Source organism: Corynebacterium sp. p3-SID1056 (assembly GCF_025152525.1).
Lineage (GTDB): Bacteria > Actinomycetota > Actinomycetes > Mycobacteriales > Mycobacteriaceae > Corynebacterium.
On record NZ_JALXXL010000005.1, the window covers coordinates 114,318 to 135,129 of the forward strand.

17 protein-coding genes and 1 pseudogene are annotated in these 20,812 nt (G+C 63.8%); 10 read left to right on the forward strand and 8 right to left on the reverse strand.

Going from position 1 to position 20,812, the window contains the following annotated elements; translation table 11 throughout:
* Positions 1 to 56: 56 nt before the first annotated feature.
* From sufD to M3G14_RS06075, 3 genes are read right to left on the reverse strand one after another with little or no spacing between them, the layout of a single operon-like run.
* Positions 57 to 1,229 (reverse strand): Fe-S cluster assembly protein SufD, encoded by a 1,173-nt coding sequence (gene sufD / locus M3G14_RS06065; RefSeq protein ID WP_259925490.1) that lies wholly within the window; start codon positions 1,227 to 1,229, stop codon positions 57 to 59.
* Positions 1,230 to 1,234: 5 nt separating this feature from the next.
* A complete protein-coding gene (gene sufB / locus M3G14_RS06070) occupies positions 1,235 to 2,680 on the reverse strand; it encodes a Fe-S cluster assembly protein SufB (protein ID WP_259925491.1) in 1,446 nt (481 codons plus the stop codon).
* Positions 2,667 to 3,410, reverse strand: a complete 744-nt coding sequence (locus M3G14_RS06075) for a metalloregulator ArsR/SmtB family transcription factor (protein ID WP_259925493.1) — start codon at positions 3,408 to 3,410, stop codon at positions 2,667 to 2,669. The genes sufB and M3G14_RS06075 overlap by 14 nt, the downstream gene beginning before the upstream one ends.
* A 264-nt stretch (positions 3,411 to 3,674) precedes the next feature.
* Here M3G14_RS06075 and mptB point away from each other — a divergent pair, with 264 nt between their 5' ends.
* The 5 genes from mptB to M3G14_RS06100 all read left to right on the forward strand — a co-directional run bounded on the left by mptB (position 3,675) and on the right by M3G14_RS06100 (position 9,231).
* Complete coding sequence (gene mptB, locus M3G14_RS06080; RefSeq protein WP_259925602.1) at positions 3,675 to 5,309, forward strand: polyprenol phosphomannose-dependent alpha 1,6 mannosyltransferase MptB; 1,635 nt, start codon at positions 3,675 to 3,677, stop codon at positions 5,307 to 5,309.
* Between the two features lie 5 nt (positions 5,310 to 5,314).
* A complete protein-coding gene (locus tag M3G14_RS06085) occupies positions 5,315 to 6,286 on the forward strand; it encodes an ABC transporter ATP-binding protein (protein WP_259925494.1) in 972 nt (323 codons plus the stop codon).
* Positions 6,287 to 6,440: 154 nt separating this feature from the next.
* A complete protein-coding gene (locus M3G14_RS06090; protein ID WP_259925603.1) occupies positions 6,441 to 7,148 on the forward strand; it encodes an ABC transporter permease in 708 nt (235 codons plus the stop codon).
* Positions 7,149 to 7,308: 160 nt separating this feature from the next.
* Entirely contained in the window at positions 7,309 to 8,229 is a 921-nt protein-coding gene (locus M3G14_RS06095) for a heme A synthase (RefSeq protein WP_259925605.1), read from the forward strand.
* A 42-nt stretch (positions 8,230 to 8,271) separates the two neighbouring features.
* Positions 8,272 to 9,231, forward strand: coding sequence for a zinc-binding dehydrogenase (locus M3G14_RS06100; RefSeq protein ID WP_259925497.1), 960 nt, complete (start codon positions 8,272 to 8,274; stop codon positions 9,229 to 9,231).
* 36 nt (positions 9,232 to 9,267) lie between these two features.
* On the opposite strand, the gene M3G14_RS06105 is transcribed toward M3G14_RS06100, so the two are convergent.
* Complete coding sequence (locus tag M3G14_RS06105) at positions 9,268 to 10,194, reverse strand: heme o synthase (protein WP_259925606.1); 927 nt, start codon at positions 10,192 to 10,194, stop codon at positions 9,268 to 9,270.
* A 444-nt stretch (positions 10,195 to 10,638) separates the two neighbouring features.
* Between M3G14_RS06105 and tkt the strand changes: the two genes are divergently transcribed.
* The 5 genes and pseudogenes from tkt to pgl all read left to right on the forward strand — a co-directional run bounded on the left by tkt (position 10,639) and on the right by pgl (position 17,199).
* Positions 10,639 to 12,720 carry a transketolase gene (gene tkt / locus M3G14_RS06110; RefSeq protein ID WP_259925608.1) on the forward strand — a complete coding sequence of 694 codons (2,082 nt, stop codon included), beginning with the start codon at positions 10,639 to 10,641 and terminating at the stop codon, positions 12,718 to 12,720.
* A gap of 68 nt (positions 12,721 to 12,788) precedes the next feature.
* The gene (gene tal / locus M3G14_RS06115) at positions 12,789 to 13,919 is read left to right on the forward strand and encodes a transaldolase (RefSeq protein ID WP_259925498.1); all 1,131 of its coding nucleotides are present in this window, start codon (positions 12,789 to 12,791) and stop codon (positions 13,917 to 13,919) included.
* A gap of 16 nt (positions 13,920 to 13,935) precedes the next feature.
* Positions 13,936 to 15,483 carry a glucose-6-phosphate dehydrogenase gene (zwf, locus tag M3G14_RS06120; protein ID WP_259925499.1) on the forward strand — a complete coding sequence of 516 codons (1,548 nt, stop codon included), beginning with the start codon at positions 13,936 to 13,938 and terminating at the stop codon, positions 15,481 to 15,483.
* Positions 15,484 to 15,585: 102 nt separating this feature from the next.
* Positions 15,586 to 16,392, forward strand: a pseudogene (locus tag M3G14_RS06125) (glucose-6-phosphate dehydrogenase assembly protein OpcA); the annotation flags it as partial.
* Positions 16,393 to 16,419: 27 nt separating this feature from the next.
* A complete protein-coding gene (gene pgl, locus M3G14_RS06130; RefSeq protein ID WP_396122201.1) occupies positions 16,420 to 17,199 on the forward strand; it encodes a 6-phosphogluconolactonase in 780 nt (259 codons plus the stop codon).
* 70 nt (positions 17,200 to 17,269) lie between these two features.
* Here pgl and secG read toward each other — a convergent pair whose 3' ends face one another.
* The 4 genes from secG to gap form a co-directional block, all read right to left on the reverse strand.
* Positions 17,270 to 17,506: a preprotein translocase subunit SecG gene (gene secG / locus M3G14_RS06135; RefSeq protein ID WP_259925502.1), complete on the reverse strand. Its 237-nt coding sequence runs from the start codon at positions 17,504 to 17,506 to the stop codon at positions 17,270 to 17,272.
* Positions 17,507 to 17,628: 122 nt separating this feature from the next.
* On the reverse strand, positions 17,629 to 18,411 hold the full coding sequence (gene tpiA, locus M3G14_RS06140) for a triose-phosphate isomerase (RefSeq protein ID WP_259925503.1): 783 nt from the start codon (positions 18,409 to 18,411) through the stop codon (positions 17,629 to 17,631).
* 46 nt (positions 18,412 to 18,457) lie between these two features.
* On the reverse strand, positions 18,458 to 19,675 hold the full coding sequence (locus M3G14_RS06145; RefSeq protein ID WP_259925504.1) for a phosphoglycerate kinase: 1,218 nt from the start codon (positions 19,673 to 19,675) through the stop codon (positions 18,458 to 18,460).
* 114 nt (positions 19,676 to 19,789) lie between these two features.
* Positions 19,790 to 20,800, reverse strand: coding sequence for a type I glyceraldehyde-3-phosphate dehydrogenase (gap, locus tag M3G14_RS06150; protein ID WP_259925506.1), 1,011 nt, complete (start codon positions 20,798 to 20,800; stop codon positions 19,790 to 19,792).
* Between the last annotated feature and the right edge of the window lie 12 nt (positions 20,801 to 20,812).

The following is a 20,812-nucleotide window of genomic DNA, read 5'->3' on the forward strand; positions in this document are numbered from 1 at the left end:
AGCTTTTTCAGTCCAGGGTGGTGCTCGCCCGATCCCCGGGCGAGCACCGCATCCTGCTAGTTGTTGGAACGCTCCAGCTCGCCAACGACGCGGGCGATGAGTTCCTCGCGGACCTGCTCAACCGGAATCTGGTTCAGCACTTCGTTAAAGAATCCGCGGATGATCAGGCGTGTAGCCTCATCCTCAGGAATGCCGCGGGAACGCAGGTAGAACAGCTGCTCGTCATCGAAACGACCAACCGTGGCAGCGTGGCCCGCACCGGCGATTTCGCCCGTTTCAATCTCCAGGTTCGGGATAGCGTCTGCACGTGCGCCGTCGGTAAGCACGAGGTTGCGGTTCGTCTCGTAGGTGTCAGTGCCCTTTGCCTCGGCGCGAATGAGGACGTCGCCGACCCAGCAGGTGCGCGCTTCCGGCAGTTGAGACTGCTTATCGCCCTGCAGCGCGCCCTTGTACAGCACGTTAGAGCGGCAATTCGGCACCGAGTGATCCACCAGCATGCGGTTTTCAATGTACTGGCCTGGATCTGCGAAGTAGACGCCGCTGAGCTCTGCATCGCCGCCCGGTGCAGCGAATTTCACGCGCGGCGTGATGCGCACGACCTCGCCGCCAAAGGCCGCAACGTAGTGGCGCAGCGTCGCGTCTCGCTCGAGCAGAATCGACTGTTGGCCGATGTGGACGGTGTCTTCATTCCATTCGGCGTCGACGACAGCATGCACCGTCGAGCCCTCGCCGAGGTGCCAGTTGACGTTGTCCGCGTGCGTGCCGGAACCTGCGTAGCGCAGCACCACGTTGCCCTTCGCGTGGGTGCCAGACTCGATCAGGATGTTGCCAAAGGTGGTGACGTCCTCGCCGGCACCCGTGACGGTAATGGTGATGTCCTGCTCAAGCTCGGTATCCGCCGGCAGGTGCACGATGATGCCGGTCTCAGCCGAAGACCACGCCTGCGCGGAGACGCGATCGACTGCGCCGCCGGCGACCTTCAAACGCTCGTCGGTAATCGGCACCTCTTCGACGCGCACGGCATCCGGCGCGTCGACAGTGATTTGCGCCTTCGCGGCTGCTGCGAACGTGCCGTTGTGCAGGCCGCGGATGCGGCGCAGGGAGATAAAGCGCCACACCTCGTCGCGGCCAGCGGGGACGGGGAAATCCTCGACGGTAAACGACTGGAAGAGGTCACCCTTGTTGTTGTGCGGGGTGGCGTTTTGTACGGGATCAACAGAAACGGTCATTGGGTTTAGCCCACCGATCCTTCCATTTGCAGCTCGATGAGACGGTTGAGTTCCAGGGCGTACTCCATCGGCAGCTCCTTCGCAATGGGCTCGACGAAGCCGCGCACGATCATGGCCATGGCTTCCTCCTCCGGAATGCCGCGGCTCATGAGGTAGAACAGCTGCTGCTCGGAGACCTTGGACACCTTCGCCTCGTGGCCGAGGGTGACTCGGTCGTTACGGATGTCGTTGTACGGGTACGTGTCGGAGCGGGAGATGTCGTCCACAAGCAGCGCGTCACACTCGACGTTCGACTGCGAGTGGTGCGCGTTCGCGTTGACCTGGATCAAGCCGCGGTACGCCGAACGGCCACCACCGCGCGCCACGGACTTCGACACCACCGAGGAAGAAGTATGCGGCGCCATGTGCGTCATTTTCGCGCCGGTGTCCTGGAACTGACCCTCGCCAGCGAAGGCAACGGAGAGCACCTCTCCGCGTGCGTGCTCGCCGGTCATCCACACAGCCGGGTACTTCATGGTCACCTTCGAGCCAATGTTGCCATCGACCCACTCCATGGTTGCGCCCTCTTCGGCCTTAGCGCGCTTGGTCACGAGGTTGTAGACGTTGTTGGACCAGTTCTGGATGGTGGTGTAGCGGCAACGGCCGCCCTTCTTCACAATGATCTCCACCACCGCGGAGTGCAGCGAATCCGACTTGTAGATCGGCGCGGTGCAGCCCTCGACGTAGTGCACGTAAGCGTCCTCGTCCACGATGATCAAGGTGCGCTCAAACTGGCCCATGTTCTCGGTGTTAATGCGGAAGTACGCCTGCAGCGGAATGTCGACGTGGACCCCCGGCGGCACGTAAATGAAGGAGCCGCCAGACCACACGGCCGAGTTCAACGCGGAGAACTTGTTGTCGCCAGCCGGAATGACGGTGCCGAAGTGCTCTTTAAACAGCTCTTCGTGCTCGCGCAGCGCGGTGTCGGTGTCGACGAAGATCACGCCCTTTTCCTCCAAATCCTCGCGGATCTGGTGGTAGACCACCTCGGACTCGTACTGCGCGGCGACGCCAGCGACCAGGCGCTGCTTCTCCGCCTCGGGGATACCGAGCTTGTCGTAGGTGTCTTTAATGTCCTCGGGAAGGTCGTCCCAGGAAGCCGCCTGCTCCTCAGTGGAACGGACGTAGTACTTAATGTTGTCGAAGTCGATGTCAGAGAGGTCTGCGCCCCACGTTGGCAACGGCTTCTTCTTAAAGATTTCGTGCGCCTTGAGACGCTGGTTGAGCATCCACTCAGGCTCGTTCTTAATCCCCGAGATGTCGCGGACGACATCCTCGTTTAAACCGCGGCGCGCGGAAGCGCCGGCGACATCGGAGTCGTGCCAGCCGTAGCTGTACGCGCCGATGGAATCAATGATCTGTTCATCGTTCATCGGTGTTTCGAGACCGGGTGCGGGGTTAGCTTTCGTCATTATCTCCGCTCCTTTCAGTATGAGTTCTCGCCGCCGTAGCGGTAGCGGCGAGAGGAATATTCGTCGTGCAGATGCCATCGCCGTCGGCGATCAACGCCAAGGGTTGCACATGCGTGCCCACGAGCGCCGAAATGGCTTCGTGCTCCGCCTCGCAAATCTCAGGATGCGCCGAAGCGACGTCCGAAACTGGGCAGTGGTGCTGGCAGAGCTGCACGCCATTGCCCACGGAGCTCACCGTGGCGGCATAACCGTGCCGATCCAGCACCTCGGCGATCGCATGCACGGTCGCCTTGGTCGCCTCCTCCCGGGAAACCGCCTCTGCGCCAGCTGCACCAGCGCCTTCAGCGGTGTCCGCCTCAGCGAGGACCTTCTCAATCCGTGCCCGGGCGAACTCGCGCACTGCGCTGTCTCCCCCAAGCTTTTTAATCATCTCCACGGCGTCGACGGCCAGACCGTCATAATGCGTGCCAAATGAACGCCGACCACGTTCGGTGAGCCGGAAATACTTTGCGGGGCGGCCCCGCGTCGCTTCCTCCCCAGCGACGGCGCGCGGATGGCACGTCTCAGCCAGGTCGTCTCCACGAAGTTTGTCGAGGTGGCGGCGCACACCTGCGGCAGAAAGGCCTAGTTGCTCGGCGATGTCAGTGGCGGTCACCGGGCCAAGCGTTAACAGTGCACGCATCACATCGCCGCGGGTATCTGCGCCCACCGCTCGGTGCTGCTCGGTCATTGCTTCACCTCAGCTTCCTTCAAGGTCGCGCTCCGCAGTGCGCTTCGTTGCACCACGCAACACTTCCACGTTGCTCGCGTGCAAAAGGACGTTCCTTTCGCCTTTACACAACACTAGTGTTTCCAAATTATTTCTGCTGCGTGGGGTCCCCGGCGTGTCATCGGCTACTCACACCGGCATGGACAACACCCCTAGAATGCATAGATTGTGAGACCACCGCACACCGCTGACCACGACCACGGCGCGCGCAGCCCAGCCCGAACCGTGTTTTCGCCCGGGCTCATCGAGGCGTTGCCGCGTCTGGGCACGGCCGGTTCACGTTCGGCGCTTTTGCACCGCGCTGATCTCTCGGACGCGGGTGTTGCAGCTTCAGCCATCGAGCTCAACCGTTTCGCCCTGCTGCGCTGGCTCGGCGCGCTCGGCACGCTGCTCATGGGCTTGGGCGGGCTCGGTGGTGGCGCACTACCGGTGGTAGATAACCCGTGGTTCAACCTGCCCGGCGGTGCGCTGATGGGCAGGATGATGCAAACGTCTTCCGCGGTAGTGCTCATTGGCGTTGGCTGCCTCGTGGTGGCCTGGCTACTGATGGGCCCCTTCGTCGGCGCGGGCACGAAGCATTCACGGATCAGTTCCCGAGTAATCTTTCGGACCTTCATCGTGTGGGCGACACCACTTTTCCTCACTGCCCCCTTGTTCACCCAAGACATCTACTCGTACCTGGCACACGGCTCGATCGTGCGCCAGGGGCTCGACCCCTACGCCGCAGGCCCTGTGGAAATCCTGGGCACAGACAACGACCTCGCGCGCTCGGTCCCCTTCATCTGGGCGCACTCCCCTAGCCCCTATGGCCCGGTGGCGCTTGGTGTTGCGGCGGCAATCTCCTGGCTCACCCAAGACTCCATCTATTTCGGCGTACTCGCCCACCGAGCGGTGTCATTCCTGGGCGTCATTTCGGCTGCCTGGGGCATTCGCGAATTGGCGAAGCGTTGCGGTGTCCACGGGGCTACCGCGCTGTGGCTCGGTGTGCTGAACCCTCTAGCCATGTTGCACCTTATCGGCGGAATCCATAACGAAGCGGTGATGCTCGGCTTTCTCTTGGTCGGCATGGAGCTCGGTCTACGCGGCGTCGACAAGCTCGCACAGCGCGCTCGCGATCCACGTGGCTGGGCACTGTTTCTCGCTTCGAGCGCGCTGCTGACCTGCGGTGGGATGGTGAAGGTCACCGGCTTCATTGCGCTCGGGTTCACCGGGATGGCACTTGCCAGACTCTGGGCCAAGGGCACAGGCACGCGGGCGTCGATACGCGCGATCAGCGCTGCGGCACTCATCCAGGCATTGGCCCTGGTATTGACCGTGGCGGCAGTGTCCCTGGCCACCGGAATTGGCCTCGGTTGGGTCACCGGGCAGGGCGGGGCGGCGTCGATACGCAGCTGGCTGTCAGTCACCACCGATATCGGCGTGCTCAGCGGGCGCCTCGCGATGCTTCTGCAACTCGGCGACCATACTGACGCGATCCTGACCATCACACGCGGGGCCGGGCTGATTGTCGCTGGCGCATTTCTGGTGCGTATGTTGTGGGCGACCTACCGCGGATCCATCCATCCCGTCGGGGGGCTCGGGGTGGCAACGCTGGTGCTGGTGCTGCTCTTTCCGGTTGTGCACCCCTGGTACCCACTCTGGGGAATCTTGCCGCTCGCGGCGTGGGCAAACCGCTTCTTCTTCCGGGCCAGCGTCGCCACCTACTGCGCTGTGTTTAGCTTCCTGGTGCTGCCCCGCGGCCTTGCCCTGCCGCCGGGGACTGTTGCGACCATCTACCTGGCCGCGGCGTGCTACTTCGCGCTGATGTGCGTGGCCGCGTGGCTGTGGTATCGGTGGCGCGCGGGCCGCGGGCTACACTAACCCCCATGGAAAACGATGCCCTGGTAGTTAGCGATGTGGTCAAGACATTTGGCCACACCAATGCCGTCGACGGTGTCTCCTTCCGCGCACAGCGAGGCGAGCTTTTAGCCCTGCTTGGCCCGAATGGCGCCGGCAAGACCACGACGATCGAAATGTGCGAGGGGTTTTCCCCTCCTACCTCAGGCAGCATTCGCGTGCTGGGCTTCGACCCGGCGGCACAACCGCAAAAGGTGCGCGACCGCATCGGCATCATGCTGCAGGGTGGTGGCTCCTACTCCGGAGTCAAAGTCCGCGAAATGCTGCGCCTGGCGGCCTCCTACAACAAGGATCCGCACGACGTAGACTGGCTGATCGAGCTGCTGGGCTTAGAGGGCGTGGCCAACACCTCCTACCGCCGGCTTTCGGGGGGCCAAAAGCAGCGTCTCTCGCTGGCGCTCGCGATCATCGGACGCCCCGAACTGCTCTTCCTCGACGAGCCGACCGCGGGCATGGATGCACAGTCCAGGCTCGCGGTCTGGGACTTGGTCAACGCCCTGAAGCGCGACGGCACCACCATCGTGCTCACCACGCACTTGATGGATGAAGCCGAGACCTTGGCCGACCACGTCGTCATTATTGACCGCGGACAAGTCGTCGCCGACGGACCCTTAAGCGAACTGATTTCCCGCGGAGATGAACCGCTGGTTACTTTCTCCACCGCCACCCCACTCGACCTGGCCGCGTTTAACGCGCAACTCGCGTCGCACGGTGCCTCCGGTGCCTCCGGTGCCCACGGTGACCCCGGTGCCCCCGGCGTCACCGCCGAAGCGCTGCGCCTGGGGTCCTACCAGGTGCGCGGAGAGAGAAACCCCGCGCTCATCACCGCGTTAGCGCAAGCGGCGGAACAGCAAGGCGTGCTTATCAGTCAGCTCGCTATCTCACACCGCAACCTCGAGGATGTTTTCCTCGACATCACGGGCCGAGAACTGCGCAGCTAGCCAGCATCCTGCCCACCACCCAACGCCCCTGAAAAATGAATCGAAGGAGAAACCGACAGTGAGCAACGTCGATGCTCAGGCACCGGGTTCGCCGCGCGCCGCGAATGCACTGCCTGAAGGCACTTTTCGTCCCAACCCACAGCGCGCGTCGCTGATGACTATGGCGCTCGCCCAGGGAAAGATCGAGTCGAAGCTTTTGCTGCGCCACGGCGAACAACTCTTGGTCAACATCTTGATCCCCGCCGCGCTTCTCGTCGTGGCCTCGATCGTCCCGATTTTCGAGAACACGAGCTTCAACGAGCTTGTCCCCATGGTGTTCGCCGTTGCCGCGACAAGCGCTGGGTTTACAGGCCAGGCGATTGCCCTTGCCTTCGACCGTCGATACGGGGCGCTGAAGCGTACTGGCGCCTCCGGGGTGCCCGCGTGGACGATTATCGTCGGCAAGATCATCGGGGTGCTGGCTACCGTCGCGGTACAAATCGTCGTGCTCGGCGCCGTGGCCTTCTACCTCGGCTGGCGCGCAAGCGGCATCGGCATCCTCTGCGGGCTGTGCACCCTTATCGTCGGAGTCGCTGCGTTCAGTGCCATGGGTCTTTTGATGGGTGGCACCTTAAGCTCCGAGATGGTGCTTGCTCTGGCGAACCTCTGCTGGCTCGTGCTGATGGGCATCGTCGGGTGGGTCCAGTACAGCGGCGACATTGGGCAGGCGGGCGCGTGGAATATCGTGCCCACCGTCGCACTGGCAGGCGCGCTGACGAAGGCGCTCGTGGTCTCCTTCAACTGGCAAGCGTGGCTTTCGCTGGTGTGCTGGGCGGTTGCCGCGATGGCAGCCGCCGCGCGGTGGTTCCGCTTCGACGGATAACGGTGTTTCCGCCGGCATGCGTTAAGCTGTGGACGACACTTTTCTCATCCGAAAGTTGCATGCATACTCGCCAAGTTTTCGAAAGGGAGCGCGTCTCGTGAAGTCGACGCATGTGGATTCCACCATTACTCAGTCTCAGGCGCTTGCCGGCCAAGAAGGCATTGCTGCGAACGCCGGAGCGGCCGGCCCGTCGATCAAACTTCAGCGGATCCTGGCCATGATCCTGCTGCTGTGCCAGGGCGGCATCACTGTGACTGGTGCGCTCGTGCGCGTGACCGGCTCAGGCCTCGGCTGCGACACCTGGCCTATGTGTCACCAAGGCTCGCTTGTTCCCGTCGCCGGCGCAGCTCCCTGGGTCCACCAGTTCATCGAGTTTGGCAACCGTCTCCTCACCTTCGTTGTTGCGGCTGCTGCCATCGCAGTGCTGGTCGCGGTGTACCGGGCACAGCGACGCAACGTCGTCAAGGCCCTTGCCGCCGTTTCGCTCGCAGGCGTCGCGGTCCAGGCGATCATCGGCGGGATTTCCGTACATCTGGACCTGCGTTGGTGGGCGGTCGCGGTGCACTTCTTGCCGTCAATGATCTTGGTCGCGGTCGCCGCTGCGCTGTACATGCGCATTGCAGAGCCCGACGATGTCGCACCCACGCGGATGTTCCCCAGGGCAGCAAGCAACTGGGCAATCATCGCCGCGGTCGCACTCGCCTTCGTGCTCATGACCGGCACCATGGTCACCGGCTCCGGGCCGCACTCCGGCGACGCGAACGCGGGTATGGACGGCCGACTCGAGATGGATACGCGCATGCTGGCCTACGTCCACGCCTTCTGCCTCTACATCTATCTGGGCGCGACCGCCGTCTCCGTGTGGATTTTGCGCAAGGCACAGGCGCCAAAGGACGCGCTGCGTACCGCAACAGTCCTCATCGTGCTGATCTTGGTCCAGTGGGCCATCGGCGTGATCCAATTCCGCATGGGCGTGCCTCGCTGGACCATCCCGGTGCACATTGGGATGTCCTCGATGGTGGTCGCGTTTACCACTTTCCTGTGGGCGCATGGCGCCCGCCGCGTTCCCACGCTGGTGTAACCGTTTCGCCTCTTTCATCGCCCGCCGGGGTACCCTTTGGCTATGCGCGCCATAGTCACCGAGTCCCCCGGCGGGTCATTGCTGTGTGCCGATGTCGCCGCCCCCACCCCGGCCGAGGGGGAGCTGCTTATCGACGTCACGTATGCCCTCCTCCAGCCGCAGACCCTCCCCGACGCTGCGAGCACCGTTGTCGGCGCTGCGGGCTGCGGCCGCGTCGCGGAAGACCCCGCAGGAGAGATCGCGCCAGGCACGCTTGTGGCTTTCGTCGACGCCGCAGGGGCGTGCGCCGAGCACGTCGTCGTGGCTCGTGAACGCGTCGCTGCCGTACCCGAAGGCATTGAGGAGTCGGTGGCAGCATGCATGCTCGCCCCGGGGATGACCGCGCACGCGCTGCTCTTTAGCGTGCGGGAGACGCACGACGGCGACACGATGGTGATCACCGACGGGGCGAGCGAGGTAGGCCTCGCACTGACGCAACTGGCCGCAGCGGAAGGTGCCACAGTGTTTTCCGTGGTGCGTACTGGTAGCGGAGAAGAAGCTGCCTACGACGCGGGCGCAACGGGTGTGTTCCGCTACTATCCGGACGCCGCGCAACGCATCTGTGAGGCCAACGGTGGGCGCGGAGTCGACGTGGTCTACGAATCTCACGGCGCGCCCACGACTGCATCGATCCACCCCCTGCAGCTCGCTGTCGAGGCGTGTGCGCCACGCGGCCTGATCTGTGTCTACGGAGACTTCAACGGCGACGTGCAAGGCCCGCGCATCGACCTTGCGGAGCTCGAGCGCCACGGTGGCCTGTATCTCACGCACCCCTCGCTGCGCTGGTACACGCAGACCGCAGACGAGTTCCGTTTCCATTCGCAGGCGGTCACACGCGCCGTCGAGGAGGGGACGCTGCGCTTCGAGGTAGGCCAAGTTGTCCCGCTCGAGCGTGCCGCTGATGCCTACGCCGCGTTCGATGGCGCTGAGCCAGGCTGTCTGGTCGTGCGTGTGGCTGGTTGAGACGCGGGCGTCGACAAGCGAGGGCGAGCGCGACTGCTAGAAATAGCTTGCGATGGTGGGCAGGCCGAGCACCGCATCGACTGAGAGGCCCAAAAAGAGCGCGGCCAAGTAGTTGTTGGACAAGATGAACAGCTTCAGGGGCTTGACTGCTTCGCCGCGCCGCACGCGCTGGTGCAGGCGGGTCGCGACGATCAGGAAAGCGATGCCGGAAACTAGCGCCACAATGAGGTAAATCCACGAGGTTGCAGGCACGAGCGCAAGCGAGACGATGACCGTCCACCACGAGTAGATCACAATCTGGCGGGTGGTCTCTTCCGGTGTGGCCACCACGGGCAGCATTGGCACCTCGGCGCGGGCGTAATCCTCGCGGTACTTCATTGCGAGCGCCCAGGTGTGCGGCGGGGTCCAGAAGAAGATGATGAGGAACATCACGACCGCTTGCCACCAGTGATCCGGCGAGCCGTCGGTGACGTTATCGCGAATCACCGCCCAGCCGACGAGCACAGGCATGCAGCCGGCAGCGCCGCCCCAGATCACGTTCTGCCAAGTCCTTCGCTTCAGCCACTTGGTGTAGACGAAGATGTAGAAGAAGTTGGTAAAGACAATGAAGGCCGCAGCGAGCCAGGAGTTGCACAACACCCCAAGCCACAACACGCTGACGATCAGCAGCACCCAGGCGAAGACGGCGGCGCGCGCCTTGGTGACCTTTGCGCGAACCAGCGGGCGGGCGCGTGTGCGGCCCATCTTCTGGTCGATGTCGTAGTCGGCCACCATATTGAAGGTGTTGGCCGCGCCGGCACCCATCCAGCCACCGAGCAGCGTGGCCAAGATTAGCCACACATTGACGCTGCCGCGGTCCGCCTGCAGCATGGCCGGAATTGCCGCCACCAAGAGAAGTTCAATGACCCTCGGCTTCGTCAATGCGAAATACGCCTTTACGGTCTCCAAAAACTTCTCCTCCAAACAGACACGCCGCACTCCCGGCGGCCTTGCTCATTGCTAGGTTGACGGACACGTATGCCTTGCTCGATAGCGTCTGACGCGCCACCTGTACGGCACAGTGACTTGAGGTGACTCGAGGTAACTCGAGGTGACTCGTGATACTAGTCGGAACGTCAGGCCGGAAAGTTCCCGTCTGCGCCGAGCACATCATTCCTTTGGTTGATGTTAACCCCCAGACCTGCTGAGCACCCAATCAGACACGCGGCGCGAAAACCGATGAGTAGAACACTGCCGTGGTGGAGCCGACTACACTGTGACACGCAAGCGCGCGACCGGGCGGGCGAGCCCGCTCCGGGCCCCGGCGTCGTGCCGGGTTCATGCGCGTCTGAACAGCACTTATTACATCGCGAACGATTGAGTGAGGATACTGTGACACAGTCGACCCTGCCCCCGGAACTGCAAGCCATGACCGTCCGTAATTACCCGGACGATTGGACAGAGACTGACACTCGCGCGGTCGACACCGCCCGTATCCTCGCCGCCGACGCGGTCGAGCGCTGCGGCTCCGGGCACCCCGGTACCGCAATGTCGCTGGCGCCTTTGGCTTACACGCTCTACCAGCGCGTCATGCGTCTGGATCCGACCGACCCGCACTGGGTTGGCCGTGACCGCTTCGTGCTGTCGAACGGGCACTCCTCCCTTACCCAGTACGTGCAGCTTTACCTCGGCGGCTTTGGCCTCGAGCTGGAAGACCTCAAGCAGCTGCGCACGTGGGGCGCGAAGACCCCGGGCCACCCCGAGTACAACCACACAGATCACGTGGAAATCACCACCGGCCCGCTCGGCCAGGGCCTAGCCTCCGCCGTAGGTATGGCTATGGCCGCGCGCCGCGAGCGTGGCCTGTTCGATCCGGAGACCCCGGCAGGCGAAAGCCCGTTTGACCACTACATCTACGTCGTTGCCGGCGACGGCTGCCTGCAGGAGGGCGTCACGTCCGAGGCTTCTTCGCTGGCGGGCACCCAGCAGCTGGGCAACCTGATTCTCTTCTGGGACGACAACCGCATCTCCATCGAAGACGACACGCAGATCGCGTTCACCGAGGACGTCATGGCGCGCTACGAGGCCTACGGCTGGCAGACGCTCACGGTCGAATCCGGCGAGGACATCGCGGCTATCGAGGAGGCTGTGGCGAAGGCGCAGGCAGAAACCACGAAGCCGACGATCGTGCGTGTCAAGACCGTCATCGGCTACCCCGCCCCGAACCTGCAGAACACGGGCGCGGCGCACGGTGCAGCACTCGGTGCCGAGGAGATCAAGCTGGTCAAGGAAGCACTTGGCTTCGACACCGACGTCGACTTCCCCGAAGAAGACGAGGTGATCGCGCACACCCGCAAGCTCGGCGAGCGCGCGGCCGCTGCTCGCAGCGAATGGCAGGAGCGCTTCGACGCGTGGGCGGAAAAGCACCCCGAGCACAAGGCCCTGTTCGATCGCCTGACCGCGCGCGAACTGCCCGCCGGTTGGAAGGACGAGTTCCCCACCTGGGAGCCGGACGCGAAGGGCGTGGCGACTCGTAAGGCGTCGGCCGCGGCAATCCAGGCGGCAGCGGCCGCGCTTCCGGAGCTGTGGGGCGGCTCGGCTGACCTTGCCGGTTCCAACAACACCCTGATCAACGGCGCGCCGTCGTTTGGCCCAGAGTCCATCACCACCGAGATGTTCACAGCAGAGCCCTACGGCCGCAATCTGCACTTCGGTATTCGCGAGCACGCCATGGGAGCAATCATGAACGGTATCGCGCTCCACGGCGGCACCCGCGTCTACGGCGGTACCTTCCTCATCTTCTCCGAGTACCTCTACCCCGCCATCCGCGTCGCGGCGCTGTCCGGCATTGACGGCTACTACGTCTTCACCCACGATTCCATTGGCCTCGGCGAGGACGGCCCCACCCACCAGCCGGTGGAGACGCTCACCGCGCTGCGCGCCATCCCGGACCTTGCGGTGATCCGCCCCGCCGACGCAAACGAGACCTCCGCCGCGTGGATTGCCGCGCTCGAGGGTCGCGAGCAGCCGAAGGCGCTTGCCCTGTCGCGCCAGAACCTGCCGGTGCTCGAGGGCACGAAGGAGAAGGCCTTCGAGGGTGTGGCCAAGGGCGGCTATGTGCTTGTCGACGGGGCGAAGCCCACCCCCGACGTCATCCTCATCGCTTCCGGTTCCGAGGTCCAGTACGCCGTCGAGGCAGCCCAAGCACTGGCGAAGGATAACGTCACCGCGCGCGTGGTCTCCATGCCGTCGATCGACTGGTTCCTGGAGCAGCCCGCTGAGTACCAGGAGGAGGTCTTGCCGGCTGCAGTCAAGGCCCGTGTATCCGTGGAGGCAGGCACCGCGATGCCGTGGTACCGCTTCACCGGCGATCACGGCCGCAACGTCTCTCTGGAGCACTTCGGTGCCTCCGCGCCGGGCGCTGAGCTCTTTGAGCGCTTCGGATTCACCACTGAGCACGTTGTGCAGGCAGCCCGCGAATCGCTCGCATCTGTTGCAGCACAGAAGTAACCGCGACAGGTAAAAAGGGGCTGGGACACCAGCCCCTTTTGTCGACCCTACAACGAAAGGCACACACTATGGCACACGAGAAGCACAACGGCCAGCACACCACCGTCGCGACCAACCGTCTGTACGACATCGGCACCTCAGTGTGGCTCGATGATCTCTCCCGCGACCTGCTCCACGGCACGGAGAACTTCGAGCTGTTTCTCTTAGAGCGCAACATTTTGGGCATTACGACGAACCCGGCAATCTTTTCCGCCGCGATCAGCGCCGGCGGCGACTACGATCGCCAGCTGGATGAGCTGCGGGAAGAGAACGTCACGGCGGAGGAAGCCGTGTACCGGATGAGCATCCGAGATGTGCAGGAGGCGTGCGACGTCCTTGCCGGGGTGTACCAGGACACGCACGGCCGCGATGGACGTGTCTCCATTGAGGTCGACCCGCGCTACGCGCATGACGAAGAAAAGACCATTGCCCAGGCGCGCGAGCTGTGGAAGCAGGTGGCCCGGCCCAACGCGATGATTAAGATCCCGGCCACCGACGAGTCCCTGCCCGCGGTTACGACGGCGTTGTCGGAGGGCATCAGCGTCAACGTCACCCTGATCTTCTCCGTGGACCGCTATAAGCAGGTCATTGACGCGTACAAGGAGGGCCTGAAGCGTGCAGCTGCGCAGGGCCGCGATCTGGAGGAGATCCACTCCGTCGCTTCGTTTTTCGTTTCCCGCATGGACGTCGAGGTGGACAAGCGCCTCGAAACCATCGGCACCCCCGAGGCGCTCGCGCTGCGCGGCAAGGCGGGTATTGCCAATGCGCGCCTGGCCTACCACCTGTTCCTGGACTCTTTCACCGACGTCGACGAGTTGCCCCCGCGGGCCAATAAGCAGCGCCCCTTGTGGGCGTCCACCGGCGTGAAGAACCCCGAGTACCCGCAGAACATGTACGTGGTGGAGCTCGCCGGCCCGGACACGGTCAACACGATGCCCATGAACACAATCAACGTGGTCAACGAATTGGATCAGCTCAAGGGCGATACCTTGACCTACGCCGATGAGCAGGCGCGCGAGGTCTTCGATGGTCTGGAGCAGGTCGGCATCGACCTCGCCGACGTGGTTGCGGTACTCGAGCGTGAAGGCGTGGAGAAGTTTGTCACGGCGTGGCAAGACCTGCTTGACTCCACCGAAGAAAAACTCAACGCGGCGAAGTAAAGGAGACGCGTACAAGGTGAACGAAGAACGGGATGCCCAGGTGCAGGGAGGTAATCCGCTGCGCTCGGCCGTCGACAAGCGGCTGCCCCGCATCGCCGGCCCGTCCGGACTGGTGATTTTCGGCGTAACCGGCGATCTGGCACGCAAAAAGCTTCTGCCGGCGGTGTACGACCTGGCGAGTCGCGGGCTGCTCCCGGCCGGCTTTGCCCTCGTCGGTTTTGGCCGGCGCGACTGGTCGAAGCAGGAGTTTCAGGACTACGTGCGCCAGGCCGTGCAGGCACGTGCCCGCACCGAGTTCGACCAAAATGTCTGGGATCGACTCGCCGACGGCATGCATTTCGTCTCCGGTGCATTCGACGACGATGCCGCTTTTGATGCGCTGGCCGCGACCCTCGCAAAGGCCGATCGCGCCCAGGGCGTCGGCGGCAACTGGGCCTTCTATCTGTCTGTCCCTCCGGAGCATTTCGCGAATGTCGTGCACCAGCTCGACCGCTGTGGGATGGCGCAGCCGGGTAAGGACGAGTGGCGCCGCGTCATCATCGAGAAGCCCTTCGGCCACGATCTGGCCTCTGCGAAGGAACTCAACAAGGTAGTCAACACGGTCTTCCCAGAACACGCCGTGTTCCGTATTGATCACTACCTGGGCAAGGAAACCGTGCAAAACATTATGGCGCTGCGGTTTTCCAACCAGCTTTTTGAGCCGATCTGGAACGCGAACTTTATCGACCACGTACAGATCACAATGGCTGAAGACATCGGGCTCGGCGGTCGCGCGGGCTACTACGACGGTATTGGTGCTGCCCGTGACGTCATCCAGAATCACCTTATCCAGCTGCTCGCCCTCGTCGCCATGGAGGAGCCGACCTCCTTCTCCCCACGCCAGCTGCGCGCCGAGAAACTCAAGGTTTTGCGCGCTACCTCCGCCACCGGCCCGTTTGCTGAGACGACCGCCCGCGGCCAGTACACCGCGGGCCTGCAAGGATCAGTCCCCGTCGTTGGTCTGCGCGAGGAGGAGGGCTTCGACCCGGCCTCGAAGACAGAAACGTTTGCCGCGTGCACGTTAGAGATCAACTCGCGGCGCTGGGCCGGTGTGCCCTTCTATCTCCGCACCGGCAAGCGCCTCGGACGACGGGTAACCGAGATCGCCCTCGTGTTTAAGCGCCCGCCCTATCAGCCCTTCTACCCGGATCAGACGAACCTGCTCACCAACAACGCGGTGGTGATCCGCGTGCAGCCGGACGAGGGCGTGCTCATGCGCTTCGGCTCTAAGGTTCCGGGCGTGGGCCTGGAGGTGCGCGACGTCAACATGGACTTCTCCTACTCGGAGGCGTTTACCGAGCAATCCCCCGAGGCCTACGAGCGGCTCATCCTCGACGCCTTGCTGGACGAGTCCAGCTTGTTTCCCACCAACTCTGAGGTCGAGCGGAGCTGGGAGATCCTCGACCCGATCCTGGAGTACTGGGATGCGCACGGCGAGCCGGACGAGTACCAGGCCGGCACCTGGGGTCCGGAATCAGCCGACCGCATGTTGGCAAAAGACGGCCGCACCTGGCGGCGCCCCTAAACGCGTATAAGGAAAGGAAGCTGCGACGTGATTATTTCGCTGCCGGATACCACTACCCGCCAAATCGCCGGCGCGCTGCTGAAAGCCCAGGAGAACTTTTCCATGGCCACGGGCCGCGTGCTCACCCTGCTCGTCGCCGCGCCTGATACGCAGGACTCGGAGACCATCCTCGAGACGGTACGCACTGCGACACGCGAGAACCCGGCCCGCGTGATCGTGCTGCTGCTTGGCGACGCTTCGGCGCCCACAAGCATGAACGCCGACCTCATCGTCGCCGCGCATTCCGGTGCCTCCGAGATGGTCGTCATGCGCTTGTTCGGCGAGCTCACCCAGCACCTCGACGCGGTGGTGACTCCCCTGCTGCTGCCGGATACGCCAATCGTCGCGTGGTGGCCCGGCCAGGCGCCCGCGCGACCTGTCGAGTCGCAGCTCGGCGCAATCGCGCAGCGACGTATCACGAATGCGCTCGCCGACGACGCGGATGCGCCACTGCGGACCTTGGTCGAGGGCTACCACCCCGGGGATTCGGATATGGCGTGGTCGCGCATTACGCCATGGCGCGGGGTTGTCGCCTCGGCCCTCGACCGCTACGCCGACGACCCGGTGCGGTCAGTCTCGATCGCTGGCGACCCGGCCGACCCGGCAGTGCTGCTCGCAGCCGGCTGGCTCGCCGCGTGTTTGGACGTGGAGGTCACGCGCGCCCCCGTGACGCGGCCCCGCAAGGGCGTGCCTGTCGAACACCTCGCGTTGCATTGCGCCAATGGCGACATCACCGTTGATGTCCTCGACGCGCATACCGCACGCGTGGCGGTGCCGGGAAGCCCCGCATCGCACGTGGCGCTCGGCGCACGCTCGGACGCGTCGTGCCTGGCTGAGGAGCTACGCCACCTCGACGACGACGTCACCTACGCCCGCGCACTGCAAGCCACGACGCTCGTGCGGGAGACGAACCGCGCTCCCTCGTCGGCACCTGCAGTCGACATCGTGCGCGCTGATGATCGTGCGGCGCTCGTCGAGGCCGCGGCCGACCGTCTCATGCGGCTGCTCGCAGACATCCAGGCGGACGGCACCGGTGGGCTGCACGGCGACGGCGTCCCGCGCGTGGTGCTCACGGGCGGCACTGCAGGCATAGAGCTGCTCTCAGTCCTCGCCGACCACGCCCAAGGCGGAGAGAGCCACGGTGTCGATTTTGGCGCAATCGAGTTGTTCTTCGGCGACGAGCGCAACGTGCCGGTGACCCACCCAGATTCGAACGAGGGCCAGGCCCGTCAGGCGCTTCTCGACCGCATTGGGGTGCCTGCCTCCCGCGTCCATGGTTGGGGCCTTGACGGTGGCGATATGCAGGCGGCAGTCGCCGACTATGAACGCATGCTCGACGTCGCCGCGCCGCGTGGCTTTGACCTCCATCTTCTGGGCATGGGTGGTGAGGGGCACATCAATTCGCTGTTCCCCCACACTGACGCGGTCCGCGAGGCGAATGCGCGAGCATGCGCTGTCACCGACTCTCCGAAGCTTCCCGTACAGCGCACCACGCTCACGTTGCCCGCAGTGTGCAGCGCCGAGCGCGTGTGGCTGCTCGTCTCCGGCGCTGAAAAGGCGGAAGCCGCGGGCCACGTTGTTCGCGGTGCTGCCGCCGAGGACTGGCCCGCTGCGGGCGCACACGGCCGGCAAGAGACAGTGCTTTTTGTTTCTGAGGACGCCGCGGGCGAACTCTAGCGGCCCCTCAACGCCGCGAGCCCCTCCCAGCTGTATCGCTGGGAGGGGCTCGCCGCTATTGCGTCTGGTGTTACGCGGAATACGTCTGAATCAGGTTCAGCGCGATGATGCACGCCAACCAGATCAGAGAAATCAGGATGGTGTAGCGATCCAGGTTCTTCTCCACGATGGTCGAACCGGACAGGTTCGACTGCACGCCGCCGCCAAAGAGGCTGGACAGGCCGCCGCCTTTACCCTTGTGGAGCAGGACGAACACGGTCGCAAGCACCGATGCGATTACGAGCACGATCTCCAGAGCCAACGTCATGTGGGGCTATCCTCCACTTTCACTTTGGGAAATTTCTTGAACCTGCATAAGCCTACACCATCACCTTTTCGGGCCCCGCGGCGGACACACGGCTTCTCAAGCGTCCGCCGCGATCCGCGCGGCTAGGCGACGGCGTTGGCCGCAGCGGCTGCCAGTTTGGCAAAGTCGTCGCCCTTGAGCGACGCGCCGCCAACCAGCCCGCCGTCGACGTCCGGCTGACCGACGATCTCGGCGACGGTCTCGGTCTTGACGGATCCGCCATACAGGATGCGGATGCCATCGGCCGTCGCATCGTCAGCAAGCTCGCGGACCAGCTCGCGGATGGCGTGGCAGACTTCCTGCGCATCCTCCGCAGAGGCGACCTTGCCGGTACCGATGGCCCACACCGGCTCGTAGGCGATGACCGTGCGGTTGAGTTCCTCCGTGCTCAGTCCGGCCAGCGAAGCGCGGGTCTGCTCCTCGACGAAGCTCACGTGCTTGCCTTCCTCGCGCACCTCGAGCGGCTCGCCCACGCACACGATCGGCGAGATGCCGTGCGCGAGAGCCTTCTTCGCCTTCGCGGCGACGAGCTCGTCGCTCTCGTTGTGGTACTGGCGGCGCTCGGAGTGGCCGACGACGACCCAGCTGCACCCCAGCTTCTCCAGCATGGCGGCGGAGATTTCGCCGGTGTATGCGCCATTGTCGTGCTGGGACACGTCCTGGGCACCGTAGGTGATCTGCAGCTTGTCGCCCTCGACGAGCGTCTGCACCGAACGCAGGTCGGTGAACGGGACCGTCAGCGCGACATCGACAAGTTCGTAGCCGTCCTTCGGGAAGGCAAAGGCGAGCTTCTGTGCGCTGGAGATTGCCTCAAGGTGATCGAGGTTCATCTTCCAGTTGCCGGCAATGAGTGGCTTGCGTGCCATAGGTATGTACTCCTCTTTCAAGTAAACGGGATACGTGGGGTAAGGACTACTTCGACAGGACGACGACGCCCGGCAGTTCCTTGCCCTCGATGAGTTCCAGGGAGGCGCCACCGCCGGTGGAGATGTGGGAGAACCCATCCTCGTCGAGGCCGAGGGTGCGAACGGAGGCGGCAGAGTCGCCGCCACCGACGACGGTGAAGGAATCGTTGTGCTTCGTTGCCGCGATCATCGCCTCGGCGACCGCCTTCGTGCCGTCGGCAAACTGCGGGAACTCGAACACGCCCATCGGGCCGTTCCAGAACACCGTCTTCGAGTCCTCGATAGCCGCGGCGTACAGCTTGGCCGTCTCCGGACCGATGTCCAAGGACATCCAGCCCTCCGGGATACCGTCCAAATCGACGGTCTTCTTTTCCGCATCCTTGTCAAACTTCTCTGCGACAGCCAGGTCGACTGGCAAGACGAGCTTATCCCCGTAACGCTCGATGAGCTCCTTGCAGGTTGCAATCATGTCTTCCTGCAGCAGGGAATTCTGGACGTTGTGGCCCTGCGCTGCGAGGAAGGTGTAGCACATGCCACCGCCGATGACGACCTTGTCTGCCTTTTCCGCCAACGCTTCAATCACACCGAGCTTGTCCGAGACCTTGGAGCCGCCCAGCACGACGACGTAGGGGTGAGCCGGGGCATCCTTGACCGACGAGAGCGTAGAGACTTCCTTCTCGACCAAGTAGCCGGCGTAGGCCGGGAGCTTCTTCGCAATGTCGTACACCGAGGCCTGCGCGCGGTGCACCACGCCGAAGCCGTCAGAGACAAAGGCACCGTTATCAGCGGCCAGGGCGGCCAACTCTGCCGCGAATTCCTCTCGTTCCGCCTCGTCCTTGGAGGTTTCGCGCGGATCGAAGCGTACGTTCTCCAGCAGTAGGATCTCGCCTTCGGTCAGGCCGTTGGCGCGCTCGTGCGCGTCTTCGCCAGAGACGTCCCCGGCGAGCGCGACGAACTGGCCAAGACGCTCGGAGAGCGCTTCCGCCACAGGCTTCAGCGAAAAGGCGGGGTTGACCTGGCCCTTCGGGCGCCCCAGGTGCGCCATGGCGATGACCTTCGCGCCGCCATCGAGGAGTGCGCGAAGGGTCGGCAGAGAGGCGTCAATGCGACCCGCGTCGGTGATGTTGCCGTCCTCGTCGAGGGGGACGTTGAAGTCGGATCGGACGATGACGTGGCGGCCGTCCACGCCTTCGTCGAGAAGCTGCTGCAGTGTTTGCGTGGTCATCGGTGATTGCTCCTTACAAGTGTGTCTTTGGGTGCCATGATACGCAGTTCTACGCCGAAGGCCCGGTGCATGCGATGTGCACGCACCGGGCCCATCAGCTGAACCGCGAAAGGTTTAGAGGTTGTCAGCGACGTGCTTGGTCATACGGATGTACTGCGAGGTGTAGGACCACTCGTTGTCGTACCAAGAAATGACCTTGACCAGGTTGTTGTCGATGACGCGGGTCATGCCAGCGTCAAAGATTGCGCCGTGGTTGTTGCCGATGATGTCGGAGGAGACGATCGGGTCCTCGGTGTAGAGCATTGCCTTGCCGAGCACCTCGTCCTCGGTCGCCTTCTTCACCGCTGCGTTGATCTCCTCGGCGGTGACGTCCTTGTTCAGCTGGACCGTCAGGTCGGTTGCAGAACCGGTGATGGTGGGCACGCGCATTGCAAAACCATCCAGCTTGCCCTCGAGCTTGGGCAGGACCAGAGCGACGGCCTTTGCAGCACCAGTCGTGGTCGGCACGATGTTCTGGGCAGCGGCACGAGCGCGGCGCAGATCCTTGTGCGGAGCATCCTGGATGCGCTGGTCGCCGGTGTAGGCGTGGATGGTGGTCATGAGGCCGGACTTGATACCGAACTCCTCATCGAGCACCTTGGCCAGCGGAGCGAGCGAGTTGGTGGTGCAGGACGCGGCGGAGATGATGTTCTGGTCGTTGGTGTAGTCGGTGTGGTTGACGCCCCACACGTAGGTGCCGTCGACGTCCTTGCCCGGAGCAGAGATGATGACCTTCTTCGCGCCGGCATCCAGGTGCGCCTTTGCAGTATCACCAGAGCGGAACACGCCGGTGCACTCGAGGACAATGTCAACGTCCAGGTCGCCCCAAGCCAGCTTGGACGGATCCTTCTCCTCGGAAACCTCGATGCGGCGACCATCAACACTGATGGAGCTGTCGTCGAACTCCACCTCGTGACCAAACTGGCCGTACGCGGTGTCGTACTTCATCAGGTGCGCAAGAGTCTCGTTGTCCGTGAGATCGTTGATCTTGACAACCTCGAGCTCGCCCTGGAACTCGTCCTGGATGATGCGGAAGGCTGCGCGACCGATGCGGCCGAAACCGTTGATGCCAATACGAGTAGTCACTGTCAAATACTC

Bases quoted from the DNA above. Each gene is read 5' to 3' on its own strand.
- sufD (WP_259925490.1), bottom strand. From the start codon at position 1,229: ATGACCGTTTCTGTTGATCCCGTACAAAACGCCACCCCGCACAACAAC.
- sufB (WP_259925491.1), bottom strand. From the start codon at position 2,680: ATGACGAAAGCTAACCCCGCACCCGGTCTCGAAACACCGATGAACGAT.
- M3G14_RS06075 (WP_259925493.1), bottom strand. From the start codon at position 3,410: ATGACCGAGCAGCACCGAGCGGTGGGCGCAGATACCCGCGGCGATGTG.
- M3G14_RS06085 (WP_259925494.1), top strand. From the start codon at position 5,315: ATGGAAAACGATGCCCTGGTAGTTAGCGATGTGGTCAAGACATTTGGC.
- M3G14_RS06090 (WP_259925603.1), top strand. From the start codon at position 6,441: ATGACTATGGCGCTCGCCCAGGGAAAGATCGAGTCGAAGCTTTTGCTG.
- M3G14_RS06100 (WP_259925497.1), top strand. From the start codon at position 8,272: ATGCGCGCCATAGTCACCGAGTCCCCCGGCGGGTCATTGCTGTGTGCC.
- tkt (WP_259925608.1), top strand. From the start codon at position 10,639: ATGACCGTCCGTAATTACCCGGACGATTGGACAGAGACTGACACTCGC.
- tal (WP_259925498.1), top strand. From the start codon at position 12,789: ATGGCACACGAGAAGCACAACGGCCAGCACACCACCGTCGCGACCAAC.
- secG (WP_259925502.1), bottom strand. From the start codon at position 17,506: ATGACGTTGGCTCTGGAGATCGTGCTCGTAATCGCATCGGTGCTTGCG.
- tpiA (WP_259925503.1), bottom strand. From the start codon at position 18,411: ATGGCACGCAAGCCACTCATTGCCGGCAACTGGAAGATGAACCTCGAT.
- M3G14_RS06145 (WP_259925504.1), bottom strand. From the start codon at position 19,675: ATGACCACGCAAACACTGCAGCAGCTTCTCGACGAAGGCGTGGACGGC.